The sequence below is a fragment of the Ensifer adhaerens genome (assembly GCF_001270265.1).
In the GTDB taxonomy this organism is placed as follows: Bacteria; Pseudomonadota; Alphaproteobacteria; order Rhizobiales; family Rhizobiaceae; genus Ensifer; species Ensifer adhaerens_B.
Window position 1 is genome coordinate 226,759 of the sequence record NZ_LGAP01000002.1, and the last position, 14,719, is coordinate 241,477.

The window sequence follows — 14,719 nt, forward strand, 5'->3', positions numbered from 1 at the left end:
GGCGCCTCGTTCGTCCAACCACCAGACCCGGCCTTTTCTCGGCCATCTCTCATTGTCTGGGACTGTCATGCCATATTCGAATGCGACCGGCGGATACCGCCACCCCGAAATTTTCAACCTGCTTATGGCAGGTACTGTGTTTGCCTTTGCGGTCACCGGCGCCCTCGCGCAGGATGCGCTGGTGCATCACGTCGACGTGCCGGCCGGCAAGCTGACTGCGGCCGTCAACCGTCTGGCGACACAGCTCAAGCTGCAGTTCGTGTTCGACAGTTCAGTCGCGTCAGGCGTGAGCACGGCCGGTCTTGCCGGCGAGATGACGGCGGATGAGGCGCTGTCGCGGCTGCTGAGCGGGACCGGCGTCCGCTACCGGTTCGTCGGCGGCTCGACGGTAAAACTTATGGGCGCCACCGAAGTATCGACGCCTGTCGATACCGACGGCACGAAGCTCGCCCCAATCGTCGTGCGCGGTGATGCCAAGCGCGGCGATCGCGCGCCGAATGTCGCCGTGCTCGATGCCGAGGACATCGAGAAGGCCCAGGCCTCGAGCCTTCCGGAGTTGCTGCAGAAGACACCTGGCGTGTCGATGGGCGGTGGCGTCCGCCTCGAAGGACAGACGCTCGCCATCCGCGGCTTCGCCCGGCAATCGGATGTCCGGATCATCCTCGACGGCGCGCCGAAGAATTTCGAGAAATACGACCAGGGCACGGTCTTCATCGAGCCCGAGCTGCTCAAGCGCGTTGAGATCGAAAAAGGCGCGACCTCGGTGCGCTACGGCAACGGCGGCTTCGGCGGCACCGTGCTGATGGAAACCAAGGACGCCACCGACATGCTGCGGCCGGGCGAAGAATGGGGCGTCTGGGCCAAGTCCGGCTTCCAGAGCGCCAACAAGCAGTTCCTGGAAACCGGCGCCCTCTACGGAAAGTCGGATTTCGGCGGGCCTGTGACCTATGACGGCCTTCTGGCGGCGACATGGCGCAAGAGCGACGACATGCGCGTCGGCGGCGGCGAGATCTACAACTATTCCAACTCGAAGCTGACGACCTTGCTTGCCAATGTCGGTGCCGAATACGACGGCCACGAGATCAGGGGCACGGTCGCCTACGGCCAGAACGACAATTGGGGGCCGGTGGCTGCCATTCGCGGCCAATCGGCGCCGTCGGAGTTCAACATCGCCCGCTACGGCTACAAGGAAGCGATGCGCCGCCTGCTCACCTGGCGCGAGATCGAGGATTTCACCTCGACGTTGAACTACAGCTATACCGGCGACAGCGATCTGGTGAACTACCGGATGATGGCCAGCTTCTCGTCGACCAGCCAGCACGCGACGCGGCCCGATATTCCCGGGCTCAATCCGAGCGCATCGACCGGCGGTTTCGAAAACGATGCCACCTATACCGACATCAAGTTCGAGGCTGAAAACACCTCCAACTTCACGCTGGCTGGCCTGTCGCACAGCCTGAACTATGGCGTCCAGTATTTCGATCATGACCGCGACATCTGGATGTACGATGTCGCCAACCGGACCCAGGCGCAATACAACTACGGCTACTACGCGCCGTGGTTCATGCCGGAAGGCACCCAGAAGACCTTTGCTGCCTTCGTTCGCGACAGGATCGAACTGACGGATACCCTAACCGTGACGCCGGGCCTGCGCTTTGATCACGTGCGCTCCAAGGGCGTGCCGAACGAGGCGCCGCGCTTTAACAATCCGCTGGCCGGACACGATTATTCTGCCGTGTCGCACCAGGGCGTGACGCCGGCAATCAGCCTATCCTGGGAGGCGACCCCCACGGTGCGGTTCTTTGCCGATTGGGCCTACGCGATGCGGGTGCCCAACATCGACGAGATCTACTCGGCGCAAAGCGTGCTGACCAAGGCCTCCGGTACCAGCCGCGATCTTGATGTCGAGCGCAACAGCACCTTCAATATCGGCGTCGACATGAGCTTCAACGACGTGCTGACGACGGGCGACATGCTCTCGACGCGCATTTCGTTCTACAACAACCACGTTTCTAATCCGGTGACGCGTCGGTTCGGCTCGGCGAACCTCGCTGGCGTGTCGGGCAACGTCCCGTTCTACTGGAACACGCCGTCCTACGACATTCGCGGCATCGAGCTGCAATCGCACTACGAGACCGAGCGCATGTTCGCCGATCTCGGCGTGTCCTGGATGACGGGCGAGCGGACCGGTGCCGTCAACAATATCTGGGGTCCCGACACCTATATCAACGATCTCGCCCCCTTGACCGTCATCGCCACGGCCGGGATCAAGGTGCCGGACCAGGACCTCGCCTTTGGTTGGACAGGCACCTTCGTCGACGACCAGAACCGGACGCCCTACAATCAGGGCGGACAGACCTATGCTCGCCCGCCGAGCGTCGGTTACGCGGTGCACGGCCTCTTCCTCGACTGGACGCCGACATCGGGCCTCATGCAGGGCGGCGAGGTGCATCTGGCGGTCGACAACATCTTCGACAAATACTACGAGCCCTATCTCAGCGACGGGATTTCGGCGATGCCGGGGCGAAACTTTAAGATCGCCATCAGCCGGAAGTTCTGACTATCTGGGTCGTGTCGTTCTACTTCCCGACGATCGTCTTTTCGTGACACCATCCCTATCCGCACTCCCGTCGGTTCTTGCATCGACATCCTGAGTGTCGATGCAAGAACGCCCGAAGGGGCCAAGCGCGTTGGACCTGATGCTGGAACTGCAGGAGACGGTGGGGCTCGCCTATCTCTTCGTCTCTCACGACATGGCCGTGATCGAGTGCATGTCGCACCACGTCGCCGTGATGCGTGCGGGTCGCATCGTCGAGATGGGCACGCGCTTTTTGAGGATCCTCAGCAGGCCGATACCAGGGCATTGATGGCCGCAGTGCCTATCCCCGATCCGGCGTTGCGGGCGGTTGCCTAGCCGGGGCACATCGAGAGGTTCGACCGGACACGCGTCAAGGCATGTCGCGCAAAAGTGTGCCGTTTTGCGATAACGGCATGCGCAAAAGCAAGAGCTTAAAGCGCAGCAAGCGAATCCTGGAGATCGCGGCGCGCTTTAAGGCTGCTGCAAGCAGAAGATCGCGAAATTGAGAACGAACAGCGCGAGCAGCGTCGCGAGGAAACTTCCGAGCGAGACGAGCGCCCGTTCGCCGGCGGGTTTCCCACGGTGCTTTCGGGAGAATATGATGGCGATCGCAACGCCCAAGGATATGCCGGCAACAGCCGGCATGGACATCAGTTGCATCGTAAATCCTGTTTAAGGTGCGGATCTATCGGGCGCGCGCAGTGTTGTTGGACTGACCGAGGATCATTAAGCCTGCGGAGTTTGTCGGTTCACTGGCCGGCGGCCTTGCCGCGGATCCGCAGCGCGCCTTCCAGCGCATCCTTGACCTGTATCGCGCGGCGCAGCCCTGGTGACTGCGTCTCACCCGCGGCCTCGATTGCGTTCTGTGCATGGGAGATGGCGATATTTATTTCGGCATCGCTGACCGAACGATCGAGGGCCAGCGCTTGCGCGGCAGCCTCATTTTCCATTGACATCATGTCACTCCATCAAATCACCCAGCATCGGGTGAGGAGCGTGTACTTAGGTGAAGCCGTGCGCGTCCCCAAGCCCATCGGACGGCCACGTTCAAGCTATGCTTAATAAAGCCTTAAGGGGCGCGGTGGGTTGGCGAGACGCCATCTGCGAACTGTCACATGCGTTCGTCGGGCAGTTGGCTGGCTTGCCTTACCCAATCGGCGAATTGCTCTTCATCGAGTTGGTCGTCTTCGCGAATGTCGAGATAACGCACATCCTTCTGCTTCGACTGGCCGGGCGGGATCGGATTGAGCGACGAGCCGCGGAAGAACGCCACCTTGACGTACTTCGTGAAGACATGGATGCCGAGGAACCAGCCGTCGCCCTCAAGGCCATAAAGCGGAGAGTTCCATTTGACGGCCTTGTATACGTCGGGGACGGTGCGTTCGATGAGCGCGTCGAGGCGCCGCCCGACATCGCTCTTCCAGCCCGGCATGGCCGCGATATAGGCCTGGACGGGGGCGTCTCCATAACCCTTGGCGATCTGTGGGTTGCCACCCGACAGCAGGGTCACGTTGCCGGGCTGCACGGGTGCCGTCCCGTCCGGCTTGGCTGCCTTTGCTGCCACCGGCTTCTCCGATGAGTTCGCCGGCTTTCTGGGCGTCTTGCTCACCATTGTGCTTGCGCCTATCCGGCGGTCTGCCGCCCGTTGAGATATGGCAGCACGAACATGTAGAGACCGGTGGCGACCAGGATGGCGAGTGGGAACAGGGGCAGGAAATAGACCCATTCGGCGGGTTGCTTGCCAACTCCCAAGGCTATGAAGATCGCAGCCACAACCACTGCGAAGGCAAGCGACGTCCAGCGGTGAATTTGACGAATCCAGTTGTTCCAGTTCATGGGCACCTCCTCAAAATACCAGCCGGAACGGATCGGATGATCCGCCCGGCGCGAACACACGATTTAGGTCTGATCGTCAGTCCAGCCGCTCCAAGACTTGCTCGAGAGCTGAAAGGAACCTTGGCCATCCGGCCTGCGCACCTTGATAGTAGGGCTGCTGATCCGGCCGGAAACCGGATTGTTCCATGCGCAGACGGGTCCCGGCGCCCGTGGGCGTGAGTGTCCAGGTGACGACACTCTTCAGGTCCTTGGTGTCCCAGCTGTAGGACAGTGACTTGTTGGGTTCGACCGCTTGCACCTGACAGTCGACGGCGCCCCAGTCGGCCGTGAGATTGAAACGGTGCCCCTGGTCTGGGCTGAAGGTGTTCTTCATCAGCCATTCCTCGATCAGGTGCGGCTGGGTGAGCGCGCGCCAGATCTTCTCCGCCGGATAGGGCACCTCCCGTTCGACGACGACGGTGAGCGTTTCGGTTGCTGTTTCGATCATTGATCCATCCTTTTGAGCAAATCTTCGAGGTCGTCGAAGCGGTTGTGCCAGAACCCGGTCATCTGGTTTGCCCAGCCGACCAGCGGGTCAAGCGCGCCGAGCTGCGCGCTATAGTGCGTCAGGCGACCTTGGTGCCGATCTTGCACCAGGCCGGCGCGCTTCAGGACGCCGAGATGTTTGGAAACCGCCGGCTGCGAGATCCCGGCATGCGCCGTCAGCGCCCCGACCGTCTGGTCGCCGTCGCGGCATAGCCGCTCGAAGATCGCCCGTCGCGTCGGATCGGCAAGCGTTTTGAACAGAATCTCGTGGGGCTGCGGTGTCACAATTCAATAACTCGTTGGCTATGGGTTAGATCAATAACCGCCGAGCTATATGTAAGTCAAGCCCAGCTAAGCGATCAACGCTGCGCCGGAGATAATCGTCAAATGGTCGGAAGCATCGAACCCGACCCGTCGTTAAGACTGACGGCAATCGTTTGCCCAGGTCATGGCGATCGATACGGATGAACGCAAGTGTCCTCAGCTCCTGCCATCGGTAAACTGCACCAGATCCCAAAGGTTGCCGTAGAGATCCCTAAAGACCGCGACGATACCGTAGGACGCTTCCTTGGGTTCCCGGGCGAATTCAACGCCTCGCTTCACCAGATTGTTGTAGTCGCGCCAAAAGTCGTCCGTGCGCAGGAAGAGAAAGACCCGTCCACCCGCCTGGTCGCCGACGTAGTTTTGCTGATGAGCAGTAGAGGCGCGTGCGAGAAGCAAGGAGGTATTGCCGTCGCCCACAGGTTTGACGACGACCCAGCGCTTGTCCTGCTCAGGTTGATAGGTGTCCTCGACCAGAGCGAAATCCAGCTTGTTTACATAGAAATCAATCGCCTCGTCATAGTCCCGGACGACAATTGCGATTAGTGCGAGCGCCTGGTTCATCTCTGCCCTTCGTTTTCTTACGGGAGTGCAGCTCCGCTGCCAAACATCTGTCTGCGGGGCCGACCGGCAAATAAGTTCGCGATATCGGCGCCCAAAGCAATGACCCATCAGGTAATTGGGATCCGCCGACACGTTATCCTGGCCAAGTTGCATACCGCAATTTGCAATTGTTGTTTGCGACACCCAGTTAAAGCAGCAGTTTCGAAACCCGGGAGCCGTCGTTGTGGATTGGGCACAGGCATTACTCAAACCTTCACCCTCCGACTGGATCCCCGTCATCAGGGGAGAGTCGGGGGATCTCGTCTACCGACGCGGCGACGGGCGAGCTTACGCCAAAGCGGCGGCGACAGAACGTTCCGCGGACCTTGTCGGGGAGCGCGACCGGCTCTTGTGGCTGCGCGACAAAGGTGTTTTGACCCCTGAGGTTATCGATTGGCGCATTGCCGACGAAGGTGCCTGCCTGATCATTTCTGCAATCGAAGGCATCCCGGCAGTCGATCTTTCGGCTGCCGACCTGCTTGGTGCCTGGCCCTCCATGGCGCAGCAGCTCGGTGCTCTCCATGCGCTGGATGCTGGCGGGTGCCCATTCGATCGCGGCCTGGCGCAGATGTTTGCGCGCGCCGCGGACGTGGTTACCCGGGATGCCGTCAATCCCGATTTCCTCTCGGTCGATGATCAGGAGACGCCCGCGCGCGAGCTGCTGGCGCGCGTGGAGCGCGAACTCGTGGTTCGCCTCGAGCAGGAAACAAGGGACCAGGTCGTTTGTCACGGTGACCCGTGCATGCCGAACTTCATGGTCGACCCTCGAACTCTTCGCTGCACCGGCGTGATCGATCTCGGTCGCCTCGGAACGGCGGACCGCTACGCCGATCTGGCGCTGATGACCGCCAACGCCCGTGAAAGCTGGGCGAGGCCGAATCAGGAACAGCGGGCCTCTGAAATCCTGTTCGAAACATTGGGGATTGCGGCACCCGATCGCGCGCGTCTTGATTTCTACTTGCGTCTCGATCCACTGACATGGGGATGATGGAGCCATCTTCGGCTGGACGCTGCTACCATGAACCTGGTGGCCGGCTTGCCGCTATGATGTCCTCGTCGCTGTCCGACCGCATAAATCCGTAAATCGGATCCGATCGAAGGGCAAAATTTGCAGCATGGATAGGGTGCCACATCGTCCTTAGCCCGTCATATTTGCCGCGCGGCGCTGTAGCGGCAGGTCACGGGCACCACTGGCGTGGTGCCCGTGCTGCGACGGCGGCTTCACTACCGCTTTGCCCTGACGGGCCTGGCGGTTGCGTTACCTCCTCAGTTGATCCGAACGGCCGGAGCCCACCGAGGCGATGCCCATGCCGAGATCCAGGGATCGTCGGGCGGTTCGTCGGTTTCGGGAAGCCCGATATCGCGACGCATCCGGTTGGAGAGACCGGTCGTCTGGTTGATCAGCCGGCGCTGCCGCCAGGCTGCCCGAACGAGGCCGATGGTCGTTCTCCAGATGCCGAACGTACGGCACAGTTCGTCGAGGGCTGCCGGCAGAGTGCCGGCGACCGGAAATGATGTTTCACGCATGTGTTCATCCCGACGCTGCGACGCGATCGGGTCCTCTAAATGTTGATTTGGGCTTGGACGCAAATGTGCGCGCCGCGGGCCGGTAACGTTAGGTCAATTGGGAAATGCCGAACCGTTGACGGTCAGCGTTTAGGCGCTTTGTGAACCCGATGGGTCAAAGCAGGATGCTCGATGCATCCCGAGCACAGCAACGAATCCACCAGAGGTGCGCATGTTCAAGAGAGTATATGTCATCTCACGCCTCCTCCAATGTGGGTTGCCGACAATATAACGTCGCATGGGAATGTTCTTTCCGCAAGACGCAATTTCGAATTGCAATGATCGGCGAGAATACTGTTGCTCTATGGCAACAGTATTCTGTGGCCACCATGCCAATATGCTTATGCGCGTGAGCCTCTATGAAGAGACATTACCAGTTTCCAGGGTCGGCGGTGTGGTCGACACTGGCGAACTCGTCTGCCTTTTCCCGATCCAGCGTGAGGGTGGTGGTGGTCTTCGCCTCATCGGTGACCGAATAACGTAATGGCGGCGGTCGCCTGGTCAGTTCCTCATACATGAGCAAAGCGGCCTCCTCGGCGGTATCGGCCTCGATTTCTTCGGTAACGGTGACGGTGTACTTGTGCATAGCCTTAGACCCGGTCCGTGCTGGTTTTGACGCCTTGCGATGGACAGCGATTGTAGTGTTTCCGTCCGCGCCCGCATACCCATTCCTACGCGTCCGGTACCGGATCGGTTCGTGCGTGAGGTCGCGATGGAAGCTGCTCGTTGAGAGTTGCAGAACGCAGAGCAGAATTCAAACAAGAAGCCTGACAGCTGTCAGGCTTCTAAGCTCTCAAGTTCAAGGATCGGGCCGCCTTGCGTTCAGAGGCAAAGTGACCGCACCAGTCACTGGCTGCAACGACCGGCCATAGCCCACGCGCATCAGGCTCAGAGGCCGGCGTCGGCTGCGACAGTCGCGCTGTCGGCTACGAATGCGCAGATGTTGCAACGGCAATGAGATCTGGCGAAACCCGGGGGGCCATCTCGTCAGCAAGCTTCGAAGCCGGCGATCGCGGCAAAATTAATCAGCGGTTTCCCGTGCCGGTTTGCGGGTCAGCCACCACGTCGCGGATGCGCGCCGCAGCAATGTTTGAACTTGATGCCGGAGCCGCAAGGGCAAGGGTCATTGCTACGCCGTTGCAGTCGGCCGATCAGCGGCAACATGATTGCGGATGGCAGCCACGCGGCCGCGAACGCCGCCAGTTTCGCGGAAAGGCCCGGCACGACGAGACGTCGCCCCGACTTGAACCCGCGCCAAGCGCGCTCGGCGACGTAGTCCGCGTCGAGCCTCGGCAAGACCTTGAAAAGCGGCACGCGGTCGGCACCCGATCGCTGAAGGAAGTCAGTCGATACCGGGCCGGGAGCAACGCATGTCACGGTGACGCCGGTGCGGCGCAGCTCTTGGTGAAGGGCTTCCGAAAATGACCGCACGAAACTTTTGCTGGCGTAGTACAGCGCCATGTTGGGGCCCGGCATGAAGCCGGCAATGGAGCCAAGGTTGAGCACGCCACCGCGGCCACGCGCGACCATCTCCGGCAGGAAATGGAGGGACAAGTCAGTGAGGGCGCGTATGTTGAGGTCGATGATCCCCAGCTGATCCGGGATGGGGAGCGTTGTTGCCGCACCCCGCAAACCATAGCCGGCGCTGTTGACCAGGACGTCGCAGCACAGGTTGTTTGCCGTTAGAAAGTCCGCCAGACGCGATGACGCGTCGGGCGAGAACAGATCGAGCTCGAGCATGAATGCTTCGCTGCCGGCCTCGCGAACCTCGTTTGCCGATGCCGCCAGATCGTCGTGAGATCGTGCGACCAGCACGACCGGCCGTTTTTCTCGGGCCGCAACTTTGGCGATTGCCCTGCCGATACCGCGTGAGGCGCCGGCGACCACGACGGCCGGTCGGATTTCGGACTGTGCCATCATTTGGTCTTCCGCGACAACGGGGGCGCCTGAACGGTTTCGCCTTGAGCAAGGTTCAATACTTCGTCGGCGACGTCACCGTTCAGGATCGCTTCGAAGCGCTCCAGCGCGCGCGCGACATTGGCTCCATCCATGACCCGGTGGTCGTAATGGATGCGGACGGTAACCGAACCGCTCTCGGAAATTGGGCCGTAATTGAGGAGTGTGGTCAGAGGTGTCAGTGGGTTAAGCGACTCTGCTCCGAGGCCCGAGTAGACAGACAGCTGGAAGGTGCCGAAATAGTGCGCCCGCCGTGACCCCAGATTGAGCCCAAGCCACATGAGCAGCCAACGGATTGGCCCCGGCAAACGGGCAACCTTCAGGGCGCGTCGAAACTCCTTGATCTCCATCACCGGACGCGATCGCGCCGCATCGATCAGGGCGGCCAGTTCCGGGATCGGGCGGCGCTCCGGACACTTGATCTTGCTCAACAGGACCGCCCGCTCACCGTCATGCTCGCGCTCGTGGGCGATGGACGCCACGCTTTCCGGATATTCATAGAGCTGGGGTCTGGGAAGTTTGACGTATGCGCGCCGGAGCTCGGGCGTCTCCCGGCAAAGAAGCGCGTATCCCTTCAGGAACAGCACGGTCCAGGAAGGCCTGCTGGTTTGGGCGATTCTGGCTTTTTGCAGTGGGTCGAGGTTCATCTGCCGCTGAACGGTAACGCGCGGCACCCCGATCGAAAACCGCATCAGATCGCAGACAAGGCGCCGCGGCGCCGAAAGCTTGATGGCTCGGCCTCGCATCATGCCACCTTCAATAGAGATAAGGGACGATTCGCTTGGTCCTCTGCATGTAGTCGCGGTATTCAGGACCGAAAATCTCCAGCATCATACGCTCCTCCTTGTCCACCCTTAGAAAAAAAAGCACTGCGAACCCGACCAGGCCCGCTAGCCCCGCCACCCAATTGGACAGCAGCAAGGCTTGGCCGAGGCCCATCAGCATGAACGACGTGTACATCGGGTGGCGAACAAAGGCGTATGGCCCGCGGGAGATCAACTCGTGTTTGTCGCGAATCTCCAGCGTGATGGACCAGTTTCGACCAAGCTCCTTATGAGTCCGACGAAAGATCCACAGGGCAGCAAGGAAAATGACCGCCCCGAGTGCGAGGACCCACGGACGGGCGGGATAGTCGGCCGCACGCGGAATGCCGGTGGCCACGTAAAAACACGGAACGATCGCAAGGCCCAAAAGCCCGGACGCAAGCCCGAACATGTCCACAGGCGAGCGGCGGTTGCTGACGACGCGAACGCGCTTGGCGCGGCGGTCGAACGGGACGCGAATAAAGTACCAGGCGATGATGCCGATCACCCACACGATTTTGCCCAGAGCGGCCATCGATACGCTCACTTCAAATCACCGAAGCCTTTCTGCGATCTACGATCGATTGGACACAAAATTCTGGACTGATCGCCGTTAGCCCGCATTCATCTGCCGAAGCTTGGTAACGAATTGTTGCGGTCTAAGCCAGATGCTGGGCGTCTTATATCCCATGGAGCGCGCGATGTCCGCCACGAACGCATTGCAGTTGTAGACCGAAGCCTGCCAGAAGCGCGATTTCGCCTTAAGCTGTCTGATATAGGCGACAGTCTTGGTGTACTCTGCCTCGGTCAGCATGACGCGCCAGCTTGCCGACCTGTACTCCTCCTCGAGATCGCCGTCGCTCGCTCCCGTTTCGGCAGGAACCGGCAAAAAATGCCCGAGGACATAGGGGGTGGCGCTGGTCGTCGCCGGTGCAAGCCCCGCCACCTCGGGATTGATCATGCCTCCGGCCTTGTTCGTACGCCCGAAAATGACGTAGGTGTGGCCGTAACTCAGGGCATAACGGGATCGGAATTCGATGAAGTAACCGCTTTCCCTGGCTACATCTGCGCTTATCGCAGGTGCGCCGCTGCTGCTGGAGACAAAACGCGGTTGGGGCTTCTGATCTTCTGATTGGCAGGCAGCCGCCGCAAACGCCAGCATCACCACTAGCGTTAGTCGGCCTCTCATAAGCGGCATCACTGTGAGCTATCTCCTGAACTCCGATGATCGCAGTCCGGCAAGGCTGACAGCTTCAATGCCGGTCCAGCCGGTTGGGATGGTGTGGGAAGAGCACTGGCCCTCCCCACACATCAGATGTTCAAATTATTTGTAGACAGGCGCAGGTTCAGCCGTCTCCACTGCAGGCGGCGGTGCTTTGCCTTTGCCTTTGCCAATAGTATCGCAGCCGCTCAGGCTGACGACGGAAAGCAAGGTAGCGATCACGATTAGATTTCTGCTCATCAAGACGTCCTCTCCTCATCATGGAATAGGTTTATCGAAGGCAACGCTTATATTAATAGGGCGTTCGACGCGGACGCCTAGTGCAAAAAGAACACATTTTGTGCCGTTGAACATAAAAGCGCGATCAAATCACGAAAACCTTCGTTCCGACCGGGGTGCGGTTGTACAGATCGACGATATCCTCGTTGGTCAATCGGACGCATCCGCTCGATACTGCCTGACCTATGGTCCACGGCTCGTTTGTTCCATGCAGCCGGAACATCGTGTCCTGCCCACCGCGGTAGAGATAAAGGGCCGCTGCACCAAGAGGATTGTGCAGGCCGCCGCCGACGCCACCGGCGTATTGCCGTAAATGCGGCTTGCGCTGCATCATGTTTTCGGTTGGCCTCCACGAGGGCCACTCGGCCTTGCGGCCGATTTTTGCTTCGCCTTTGAGCGTGCGTCCCTCTTCCCCGATGCCGATACCGTAGCGCATGGCCCGACCTCCGCCTTCAACGAGATAGAGGTAACGCTCCGACGTGTTGACGACGATCGTTCCAGCGGGTTCGCTTCCGTCATAACCCACATTCCGGCGTCGATAACGAGAAGACGGCCCTCCTCCGAGGGCAGAAAGAATGGGCTCGCCCAATCGCTGTGCTGTTGAGGTGCATCCAGATGCCGTTAAAACCAAACTGCCGAGCAGAATCGCCCGCCGGGTAACGCGGTCACTGTTCATATCCACCTACTAGTAATCGGTCAGCACTGTTTCGTCTTTAACACTCAAGCGTTCACCGGCCAAGTCGCTATTCTTCATTTTGTTGCGGAGAAAACTAGTAGTGCAGAAAGCACCAAGACCATTGCACTTCACCTTTCGCAAGTGCAGGCTGACGAAGCACGTCACAATGGATGAAACTTCTTGCAGCTTGCGTCCGTCTCTGGTCGATTGGGCTCTCGAACAAGGATGCACAGAATGGAGCTTGGCTTCGCCGGCAAAGTCGCGCTTGTAACCGGCGCAGGATCTGGAATAGGTGCTGCCGTTTCCCGTCAGCTCGGCGCCGAGGGCGCGAGGGTCGTCGTAGCGGATATCAATGCCGACGCCGCGCGTGCGGTGGCGGCCGAGATCTGTTCATCCGGCGGCAATGCTTTTTCCTTGGCGGTCGACGTTGCCAGGGCCGCGGAAGTGGAGAAGCTGGTCGAGTCCGTTGTTCAGACACACGGGGGCCTGCATCTGGCCGTCAACAATGCTGGGATCGACGGCGTCCGAAGGGGGACGGCAGATTACCCGGTAGACGATTGGGACAAGCTGATAAGCGTCAATCTCAACGGCGTATTCTATTGCATGAAGTACGAAATTGCTGCGATGGCGGCGCAAGGGGGCGGCTCCATCGTCAACATGTCGTCCATTCTGGGGTCCGTCGGCCTGCCGACCGCATCGGCCTATACGGCAGCCAAGCACGGGATTGTCGGCCTGACGAAGGTCGCCGCAATCGAGTATGCAAAGAGGGGTGTCCGTATCAATGCTGTCGGCCCCGGCTTGATCGAAACGCCACTGCTGTCCGAGCAGTCCGAGCTCGCCAGCAACCGCCGCCTGGAAGCGCTTCAGCCAATGGGTCGACGCGGTACACCGCAGGAAGTTGCAGCGCTCGTCTGTTTTCTCCTGTCCGAACAAGCGAGCTTTATCTCCGGTAGCTACCATCTGGTGGATGGCGCTTATACCGCTCACTAAAGTTCGCGCAAAAGTGTGCAGCGATTTTGCGATAACGACATGCGCAAAAAAAGAGCGTGAGGCGCAGCAAGCGAATCCTGGAGATTGCGAGACGCTCTAGACGAGACGCTGCGCCAGCTGCCCCGAAGAGCGTTCGGGGTCGCCGCCCGCCCCGCAGGGCCACCGCGCGAGGACACGGGCCGGCTGGCGGCCGTACTTAAGGCGCTTCGGCAATGGCCCCAAGCCGGGCGACGGGTCTAGATCAGCATCATCAGCAACGTGGCGCCGAGAATCAACAATGTCGACGCGATAATCGCTGAGATCAGCAGGGGGTCGCGATTGTGGCGGTGCTCTTCTTCTTCGACGCGGCGCATGCAGGTTTCCTCACGTGTGTGAATAAACGTGGGCTGCATCAACTATGTTGGAAGAAACGGGCGGACGCAATGAAATCTGTCGCGGCAACGCAAAACGCGTGATGTCGGCATCTTCCCTCCGCAGGATGGACAGATGGTCTTCTCGAATGCGATGTCGAATTTCGGCTGCCGATGCGCATGACCCGCAGATAGCCGGTCTTGTCTTCCACGGACTATCCCCGAGGCATCGGGCCTAGTTTGGGCGTCTATGGCGCGCCGCGATCATCGATCGATATCGAGTTCGGGATACCTGCGGAAAATGCCGCTTTCGTTGAAGGCCAATCGTCGCGGCGATGCGAGGTAAGCAGCGATCGCGGGTCTGTTCTTCACCAGCCGGTGCAGGCGTGCAAGACCGGGATAGCGGGACTCGTGGCCTGTCATCGCCTTGGGGAAGGCATAGAGCAGCCCTTCGATCATCTGGAACATCGACAGGTCGACATAGGTAAGGCCGTTACCGACGAGATGGCCGCCTTGTGCCGAGTTCTGTGTCAGTACGCGTTCGAAGTAGTCGAGGAACTTCGGGAGACGATTCCTGACGAATTCGAATGACCGCGCCTTCGCCTCGTCCTTCTGGTCCTCATAGTATTTTGAGGTTGCGATCGGGTGATGCGTGTCGTGCACTTCCGCGACGAAGTCGGTGATCGTCAGTTGAAGGCCGTTCGCAAACCAGCGCGATGCTTCATCCAATGGGGCAAGACCAAGCCTCGGGCCGAGATAGAAAAGAATATTGGCGACGTGCGAGACGAGTTGGTCGCCGTCCCTGAGAAAGGGAGGCGCGAAGGGAATATGCGCCTCTGACGAGCTATTGATGATCTGCATCATCTCCTCAGTCCCGCGGTCCGGCTCCCGCGTGACATCGACATAGTTCGAACCGGTCTCTTCCAGCGCCAGGCGTATGAATTCACCGCGACCCTGGATGCCATCCCAGTAGTAAAGTTCAAATGCCATGCCACCTCCCGAAGCAATCTGAGC

Annotated in this window: 19 protein-coding genes and 1 pseudogene; 4 read left to right on the plus strand and 16 right to left on the minus strand. The window is 60.0% G+C overall.

Annotated features, from left to right (window positions below; genetic code table 11):
- Positions 1–67 precede the first annotated feature (67 nt).
- The gene (locus tag AC244_RS05880; RefSeq protein ID WP_234716857.1) at positions 68–2,560 is read left to right on the plus strand and encodes a TonB-dependent receptor; all 2,493 of its coding nucleotides are present in this window, start codon (positions 68–70) and stop codon (positions 2,558–2,560) included.
- A gap of 130 nt (positions 2,561–2,690) precedes the next feature.
- Positions 2,691–2,914, plus strand: a pseudogene (locus AC244_RS05885) (ABC transporter ATP-binding protein); the annotation flags it as partial.
- A 135-nt stretch (positions 2,915–3,049) separates the two neighbouring features.
- Here AC244_RS05885 and AC244_RS05890 read toward each other — a convergent pair.
- The 7 genes from AC244_RS05890 to AC244_RS05920 all read right to left on the minus strand — a co-directional run bounded on the left by AC244_RS05890 (position 3,050) and on the right by AC244_RS05920 (position 5,824).
- Complete coding sequence (locus AC244_RS05890; protein ID WP_053247879.1) at positions 3,050–3,238, minus strand: hypothetical protein; 189 nt, start codon at positions 3,236–3,238, stop codon at positions 3,050–3,052.
- Between the two features lie 89 nt (positions 3,239–3,327).
- A complete protein-coding gene (locus tag AC244_RS05895; protein WP_152975864.1) occupies positions 3,328–3,534 on the minus strand; it encodes a hypothetical protein in 207 nt (68 codons plus the stop codon).
- 155 nt (positions 3,535–3,689) lie between these two features.
- On the minus strand, positions 3,690–4,190 hold the full coding sequence (locus AC244_RS05900; protein ID WP_082366748.1) for a DUF1801 domain-containing protein: 501 nt from the start codon (positions 4,188–4,190) through the stop codon (positions 3,690–3,692).
- Positions 4,191–4,201: 11 nt separating this feature from the next.
- Positions 4,202–4,414 carry a hypothetical protein gene (locus AC244_RS05905; RefSeq protein WP_053247881.1) on the minus strand — a complete coding sequence of 71 codons (213 nt, stop codon included), beginning with the start codon at positions 4,412–4,414 and terminating at the stop codon, positions 4,202–4,204.
- A gap of 76 nt (positions 4,415–4,490) precedes the next feature.
- Positions 4,491–4,901: an SRPBCC family protein gene (locus tag AC244_RS05910; protein ID WP_053247882.1), complete on the minus strand. Its 411-nt coding sequence runs from the start codon at positions 4,899–4,901 to the stop codon at positions 4,491–4,493.
- Positions 4,898–5,224, minus strand: a complete 327-nt coding sequence (locus AC244_RS05915; RefSeq protein WP_053247883.1) for an ArsR/SmtB family transcription factor — start codon at positions 5,222–5,224, stop codon at positions 4,898–4,900. The genes AC244_RS05910 and AC244_RS05915 overlap by 4 nt, the downstream gene beginning before the upstream one ends.
- 195 nt (positions 5,225–5,419) lie before the next feature.
- Positions 5,420–5,824, minus strand: coding sequence for a VOC family protein (locus tag AC244_RS05920; RefSeq protein WP_053247884.1), 405 nt, complete (start codon positions 5,822–5,824; stop codon positions 5,420–5,422).
- A 223-nt stretch (positions 5,825–6,047) separates the two neighbouring features.
- On the opposite strand from AC244_RS05920, the gene AC244_RS05925 reads away from it, so the two are divergent.
- Positions 6,048–6,851, plus strand: coding sequence for an APH(3'') family aminoglycoside O-phosphotransferase (locus tag AC244_RS05925; protein ID WP_063934077.1), 804 nt, complete (start codon positions 6,048–6,050; stop codon positions 6,849–6,851).
- Positions 6,852–7,129: 278 nt separating this feature from the next.
- Here the strand turns inward: AC244_RS05925 and AC244_RS05930 are convergent, their stop codons facing one another.
- From AC244_RS05930 to AC244_RS05965, 8 genes are all read right to left on the minus strand, one after another.
- Positions 7,130–7,390 (minus strand): DUF1127 domain-containing protein, encoded by a 261-nt coding sequence (locus AC244_RS05930; RefSeq protein WP_063934078.1) that lies wholly within the window; start codon positions 7,388–7,390, stop codon positions 7,130–7,132.
- Positions 7,391–7,799: 409 nt separating this feature from the next.
- Entirely contained in the window at positions 7,800–8,015 is a 216-nt protein-coding gene (locus AC244_RS05935) for a hypothetical protein (protein WP_053247885.1), read from the minus strand.
- A 467-nt stretch (positions 8,016–8,482) separates the two neighbouring features.
- Positions 8,483–9,349 carry an SDR family NAD(P)-dependent oxidoreductase gene (locus AC244_RS05940; protein ID WP_053247886.1) on the minus strand — a complete coding sequence of 289 codons (867 nt, stop codon included), beginning with the start codon at positions 9,347–9,349 and terminating at the stop codon, positions 8,483–8,485.
- Positions 9,346–10,131, minus strand: a complete 786-nt coding sequence (locus AC244_RS05945) for a hypothetical protein (RefSeq protein ID WP_053248381.1) — start codon at positions 10,129–10,131, stop codon at positions 9,346–9,348. Before AC244_RS05945 ends, AC244_RS05940 begins: the two co-directional genes overlap by 4 nt.
- A gap of 10 nt (positions 10,132–10,141) precedes the next feature.
- Positions 10,142–10,723 carry a protein-S-isoprenylcysteine O-methyltransferase gene (locus AC244_RS05950; RefSeq protein ID WP_053247887.1) on the minus strand — a complete coding sequence of 194 codons (582 nt, stop codon included), beginning with the start codon at positions 10,721–10,723 and terminating at the stop codon, positions 10,142–10,144.
- A 78-nt stretch (positions 10,724–10,801) separates the two neighbouring features.
- Complete coding sequence (locus tag AC244_RS05955) at positions 10,802–11,386, minus strand: hypothetical protein (RefSeq protein ID WP_053247888.1); 585 nt, start codon at positions 11,384–11,386, stop codon at positions 10,802–10,804.
- A 126-nt stretch (positions 11,387–11,512) separates the two neighbouring features.
- Positions 11,513–11,650: a hypothetical protein gene (locus tag AC244_RS05960; protein ID WP_053247889.1), complete on the minus strand. Its 138-nt coding sequence runs from the start codon at positions 11,648–11,650 to the stop codon at positions 11,513–11,515.
- 124 nt (positions 11,651–11,774) lie between these two features.
- Positions 11,775–12,365 (minus strand): L,D-transpeptidase, encoded by a 591-nt coding sequence (locus AC244_RS05965; RefSeq protein WP_053247890.1) that lies wholly within the window; start codon positions 12,363–12,365, stop codon positions 11,775–11,777.
- A gap of 234 nt (positions 12,366–12,599) precedes the next feature.
- Here AC244_RS05965 and AC244_RS05970 point away from each other — a divergent pair, with 234 nt between their 5' ends.
- A complete protein-coding gene (locus AC244_RS05970; protein WP_053247891.1) occupies positions 12,600–13,355 on the plus strand; it encodes an SDR family NAD(P)-dependent oxidoreductase in 756 nt (251 codons plus the stop codon).
- A 614-nt stretch (positions 13,356–13,969) separates the two neighbouring features.
- On the opposite strand, the gene AC244_RS05975 is transcribed toward AC244_RS05970, so the two are convergent.
- On the minus strand, positions 13,970–14,695 hold the full coding sequence (locus AC244_RS05975; protein WP_053247892.1) for a glutathione S-transferase: 726 nt from the start codon (positions 14,693–14,695) through the stop codon (positions 13,970–13,972).
- Positions 14,696–14,719: the final 24 nt, after the last annotated feature.

Excerpts from the sequence above, each read along its gene's own strand:
- AC244_RS05880 (WP_234716857.1), top strand. The coding sequence starts at position 68 with ATGCCATATTCGAATGCGACCGGCGGATACCGCCACCCCGAAATTTTC.
- AC244_RS05890 (WP_053247879.1), bottom strand. The coding sequence starts at position 3,238 with ATGCAACTGATGTCCATGCCGGCTGTTGCCGGCATATCCTTGGGCGTT.
- AC244_RS05895 (WP_152975864.1), bottom strand. The coding sequence starts at position 3,534 with ATGTCAATGGAAAATGAGGCTGCCGCGCAAGCGCTGGCCCTCGATCGT.
- AC244_RS05900 (WP_082366748.1), bottom strand. The coding sequence starts at position 4,190 with ATGGTGAGCAAGACGCCCAGAAAGCCGGCGAACTCATCGGAGAAGCCG.
- AC244_RS05905 (WP_053247881.1), bottom strand. The coding sequence starts at position 4,414 with ATGAACTGGAACAACTGGATTCGTCAAATTCACCGCTGGACGTCGCTT.
- AC244_RS05910 (WP_053247882.1), bottom strand. The coding sequence starts at position 4,901 with ATGATCGAAACAGCAACCGAAACGCTCACCGTCGTCGTCGAACGGGAG.
- AC244_RS05920 (WP_053247884.1), bottom strand. The coding sequence starts at position 5,824 with ATGAACCAGGCGCTCGCACTAATCGCAATTGTCGTCCGGGACTATGAC.
- AC244_RS05930 (WP_063934078.1), bottom strand. The coding sequence starts at position 7,390 with ATGCGTGAAACATCATTTCCGGTCGCCGGCACTCTGCCGGCAGCCCTC.
- AC244_RS05935 (WP_053247885.1), bottom strand. The coding sequence starts at position 8,015 with ATGCACAAGTACACCGTCACCGTTACCGAAGAAATCGAGGCCGATACC.
- AC244_RS05940 (WP_053247886.1), bottom strand. The coding sequence starts at position 9,349 with ATGATGGCACAGTCCGAAATCCGACCGGCCGTCGTGGTCGCCGGCGCC.
- AC244_RS05945 (WP_053248381.1), bottom strand. The coding sequence starts at position 10,131 with ATGCGAGGCCGAGCCATCAAGCTTTCGGCGCCGCGGCGCCTTGTCTGC.
- AC244_RS05950 (WP_053247887.1), bottom strand. The coding sequence starts at position 10,723 with ATGGCCGCTCTGGGCAAAATCGTGTGGGTGATCGGCATCATCGCCTGG.
- AC244_RS05955 (WP_053247888.1), bottom strand. The coding sequence starts at position 11,386 with ATGCCGCTTATGAGAGGCCGACTAACGCTAGTGGTGATGCTGGCGTTT.
- AC244_RS05960 (WP_053247889.1), bottom strand. The coding sequence starts at position 11,650 with ATGAGCAGAAATCTAATCGTGATCGCTACCTTGCTTTCCGTCGTCAGC.
- AC244_RS05965 (WP_053247890.1), bottom strand. The coding sequence starts at position 12,365 with ATGAACAGTGACCGCGTTACCCGGCGGGCGATTCTGCTCGGCAGTTTG.
- AC244_RS05970 (WP_053247891.1), top strand. The coding sequence starts at position 12,600 with ATGGAGCTTGGCTTCGCCGGCAAAGTCGCGCTTGTAACCGGCGCAGGA.
- AC244_RS05975 (WP_053247892.1), bottom strand. The coding sequence starts at position 14,695 with ATGGCATTTGAACTTTACTACTGGGATGGCATCCAGGGTCGCGGTGAA.